Source organism: Sulfuricurvum sp. (genome assembly GCF_028710345.1).
Classification (GTDB): Bacteria; Campylobacterota; Campylobacteria; order Campylobacterales; family Sulfurimonadaceae; genus Sulfuricurvum.
This window is the reverse complement of record NZ_JAQTUH010000042.1, coordinates 1-3,964: the sequence shown is the minus strand read 5'-3', so window position 1 is coordinate 3,964 and position 3,964 is coordinate 1. Positions and strand designations below refer to the sequence as shown.

The 3,964-nt window shown below is 48.2% G+C and carries 4 protein-coding genes; 3 read left to right on the top strand and 1 reads right to left on the bottom strand.

The window, feature by feature from the left end; genetic code table 11:
• On the top strand, positions 1 to 398 hold a 398-nt coding region (locus PHC76_RS14815), incomplete at its 5' end, for a zinc-binding dehydrogenase (protein WP_300210748.1).
• A gap of 51 nt (positions 399 to 449) precedes the next feature.
• On the opposite strand, the gene PHC76_RS14810 is transcribed toward PHC76_RS14815, so the two are convergent.
• Complete coding sequence (locus tag PHC76_RS14810; protein ID WP_300210747.1) at positions 450 to 776, bottom strand: hypothetical protein; 327 nt, start codon at positions 774 to 776, stop codon at positions 450 to 452.
• A 69-nt stretch (positions 777 to 845) separates the two neighbouring features.
• On the opposite strand from PHC76_RS14810, the gene PHC76_RS14805 reads away from it, so the two are divergent.
• Both PHC76_RS14805 and holA read left to right on the top strand, forming a co-directional pair.
• Entirely contained in the window at positions 846 to 2,879 is a 2,034-nt protein-coding gene (locus PHC76_RS14805) for a ribonuclease R family protein (RefSeq protein WP_300210745.1), read from the top strand.
• 4 nt (positions 2,880 to 2,883) lie between these two features.
• Entirely contained in the window at positions 2,884 to 3,849 is a 966-nt protein-coding gene (gene holA, locus PHC76_RS14800; protein WP_300210743.1) for a DNA polymerase III subunit delta, read from the top strand.
• Positions 3,850 to 3,964 lie beyond the last annotated feature (115 nt).

Here is a 3,964-nt window from a genome sequence, read left to right as displayed (position 1 = left end):
CCATCTTAAAAAATTACGACGTGGTTTTAAATTCTCAAAATGCTGATGAGCTTTATGCATCGTTAGGAATCCTCAGACAAGGAGGCAGACTTGTCTCATTATCAGGTCCGCCAGACCCCGATTTTGCCGATGAGATGAAATCATCATGGTTTATAAAAATGATCATGAGAATATTAAGTCATACCGCACGAAAAAAGGCAAACAATTTGAATGTCGATTATAGGTTTCTTTTTATGAGAGCAAACGGAAACCAATTAGGCGAAATAGCTGCATTAATTGACGCAGAGAGTATTCGTCCGGTAGTTGACAAAGTTTTTGCTTTTGACGCTACAAACGATGCTTTAACCTATGTTCAAAGAGGACATGCGAAAGGAAAAGTTGTAATCAAGATTAAATAATAGCTATTCAAAGAGAGATGAACGCCGTTATTGGCGTTCACCCATAGATCATTACGCCGCAAATCCCACAATATAATAGGTCGGTTTTCCGTCCACTTTTTGGAGACTCACTTTGTATTTATCGACGAAATGGTTGATTTTCTCCATCGCGTCCGCCGCACTCACTTCACTCGTCGCATCGATTTTGATCTTAAAATAGTCGTTACTGTTCGACATCGCCACATACGATTCATCCGTTTTCAGAGCTTCGTGCAAATCCAAAATATGTTTGATAATTTTTTCATACCCTGTAGTATTACCCTCGATACGACTGAGTTGCAGACTTAACGCCTCATTGGGTGCATATCCGAGTTGGTTTAAAATCGCTTCGTGTGTCATTATTATGTTCCTTTGTAAAATTAGAGGAGTTATTCTAACATAGAAGTTTATATAGACTATAATATCTGCATGAAATCACTCCTAATTCGTCTTACCCACGGTCTTTATGACCAAGATATTGCAGAAACCGAACGCGAATCGGTACAACACTGGTTTGGGATGAAACTCCTCACCCATGAAGAGAACAAATACCAATTTGCATCCCAATACCGAGCAGGAATCGTCTCTTTGGCTTCCGAGAGCGGTGCCTATCTGCAAACACTGGGAGAGAGTATCCGAGACCACTTTATCGAAACCAATAACCTCATGGGGGCGAAAAGCGGCGATTTGGTCATCGCACAGCGGCTTTTGGGACGACGCGGCGGCCCTCAAGCCAAAGTCGTTGTGATCGCCGGACGGAGTGAAACCTACAGCGTTGCTGTCGTCAGTTCCAAAAACGGATATTTGGGATTGTACGATATCCGCACCGACCATCCCGCAGGTTTTGCTCTAACCGATCTCCCTGAGAATGCTGAGGGGTCACTCTATCAGATCAACAACCAAAGCGGAACCATTGCCGCATTTCTGGGAAATCTCAGTGACCCCAAAGTGGATGAGAAAATCGTCCTCGCCCTCTACAACAAACACGATGCGTTCGAAGATGACGTACTTGCCATGGCACGCGAATTTCCCAAAGAGGTCGATGCATCCCAGTATCCTCATCGTCGAGACCTTCGCCACTTGCCGTTTTGTACCATCGACCCCGTCACCGCAAAAGACTACGATGACGCCATCTGTTACATTCCCGAAACCTCCACCCTCTACGTCGCTATCGCCGATGTGAGCGAATACGTCCACCCTTTCGGAGCGATCGATGCCGAGGCAATTTACCGCAGTTTCTCCATCTACCTCCCCCACCGCTCCATCCCGATGCTGCCGCGCGAACTCAGCGAAACACTCTGTTCGTTGCAAGGAAATGTTGATCGCCTCGCCTACACATTTGAGATGCACATCGATCCCACCACCTACGAGATGGACTCCTATGATCTTTACGAGTCGATCATCCACTCCCACCGTCGCTTTTCATACGAGCAAATTGATGCATTTTTTGAAGGCAATCACCAAGCCGAAAATGAAAAAGAGGCCAAAGTTTTAGCCTATATTCCCGCACTTAATGAGCTTACCGAAAAACTCCGAGCAGAGCGGATGAAAAAAGGGTACAACTTCCGCTCCAGCGAGTTGGAGATGCGGATCGATGAAGAGCAAAATATCGTATCGACCGAATTCGCCGTCGAAACCCCCTCCCACGCCCTAATCGAGGATTGTATGCTCCTTGCCAACAAAGCCGCCGCATCGATGTACGAGAGGGGAGTCTTTCGTATCCACGAATCCCCCTCCCCGATGAAGCTCCAAAGCCTCTATACCGAACTCGCCAGCATCGGAATTTTCGTCGAGTCCCAAGGGACGATCAAAGAAACGATCACCGCCATCCAAGCCGAAGCAGAGCGGCGCGATCTCATCAGTGAAGTCGATACCCTCATCATCCGCGCGCAGATGCAGGCACGTTATGCACCCTACAACATGGGACACTTTGGATTGGGATTTGCTCGCTATACCCACTTCACCTCCCCCATCCGCCGTTACAGCGATCTGATCGTCCATCGCCTCCTAAAAGCGATCAAAGCGGGAGACACCGAAGAGGGGTCGTATGTTCTTCGTAATATCGAGTCACTCTGTACCTCGATCAGTGAAAAAGAGCGCGAAGCGAGCGACATCGAAATCCGATTCCATGAGCGCAAATTCGCCCGTTGGGCGGCCACCGTCATCGGTCAAGAGTTCAAAGCACGCATTATGCGCGCCGAAGAGCCATTTATCGCCGAAATTCACGACATCATTACGGGTGCCAAGGTAGCCGTTAACTCACAATTTGGACTAATGCTCTTCGATGACATCATCGTTAAAATCGAGAGTTCCAACCTCGCTACTGCCAAAATCACCGCGTCGTTTGTACGCCACATAGACAAAGAAAATGAAATGCACGCAAGCGTGCATGGGCACTCTGCCGAAGAGAACTCAGCGTTAGCGCAGCCACAGGGAGCTTCGCTTCGTGGCGTAGGAGAATAATTGTATGAATAGACAAGAACTCGACCGCCATCTCCAAAACAACAGCGCTCCGCGTGCCATGGCACTGTTCGGCGAAAGCCATTTTCTCATCGACCGCTACGCTCACGGGCTTGCCCAGATTGAGGGTGCCTCGGTTCTGAGCCTCTATCATGATGAGTACGATTTCAATACCGCCAAAGCCCACCTCTCCCAAGGCTCATTATTCGGTGATCAAAATCTCCTGATCGTCAAACACGAAAAAAAGCTCCCCAAAGCTGAGCTCGATACCCTTGTCGAACTCGTCGGCAAAAACACCGACAACACCTTTATCTACTGCTACTACGGCGAAGATCTCAAAGGTGCTGACACCGCGTTCAAAGGCTCCCACACCGGATCGGTTCGCTTCTTTCACCCGTTCGCCGCCGAAGCCCGTGCCATCGTGATGCAAGAGGCACAAGCTTTGAGTGTTCAGCTCGATAACCAAGCGGCGTTGCATCTCCTCGACATACACAATAACGACCTCGCCCTCGCCTGCAACGAACTCTCCAAACTCTCCATTTTAGGCAAACCGATCGGGATCAAAGAGATCGATGAACATGTTTTCGGTCTAAGCGAAATCAAACTCGACCATTTCATCGCCCGCGTCATCGAGAAAAAAGAGTTCCTACCCTCGCTTCGCCATCTCCTCGAATCGGGAGAAAACGAGATACAGCTCCTCACCGCCATCAGCGGCTTTTTGACACAGCTCTATCTCTTTAACAGCGCGATAAAAATCCATGGTGTTGCCGATTCGGCTCTCGTACTGGGATATAAACTCCCCGGTTTTATCGAAAAAGAGCGTGCCGCCCTCTCAATCAAAATCTCCCCTGAGAGTTACAAACGGGGGATTAATCTCCTCCTCGATACCGAACTCAAAATGAAATCAACAGGCTCGCCAGACCAAGAGTCACTACTCCTTTCCGCCTTGCTGAAACTCCAGTCTATCTTATAACCAAAACTTAAATTAAGCGGATTTTTAGTATAATCCGCGCGTTCCTTGCTCTTTGCAACACGACTGTCGTGCTGTATAACACATCCATAAGGGGCGAACACCATAAGGAGACATA

Bases quoted from the DNA above. Each gene is read 5' to 3' on its own strand.
- PHC76_RS14805 (WP_300210745.1), top strand. From the start codon at position 846: ATGAAATCACTCCTAATTCGTCTTACCCACGGTCTTTATGACCAAGAT.
- holA (WP_300210743.1), top strand. From the start codon at position 2,884: ATGAATAGACAAGAACTCGACCGCCATCTCCAAAACAACAGCGCTCCG.
- PHC76_RS14810 (WP_300210747.1), bottom strand. From the start codon at position 776: ATGACACACGAAGCGATTTTAAACCAACTCGGATATGCACCCAATGAG.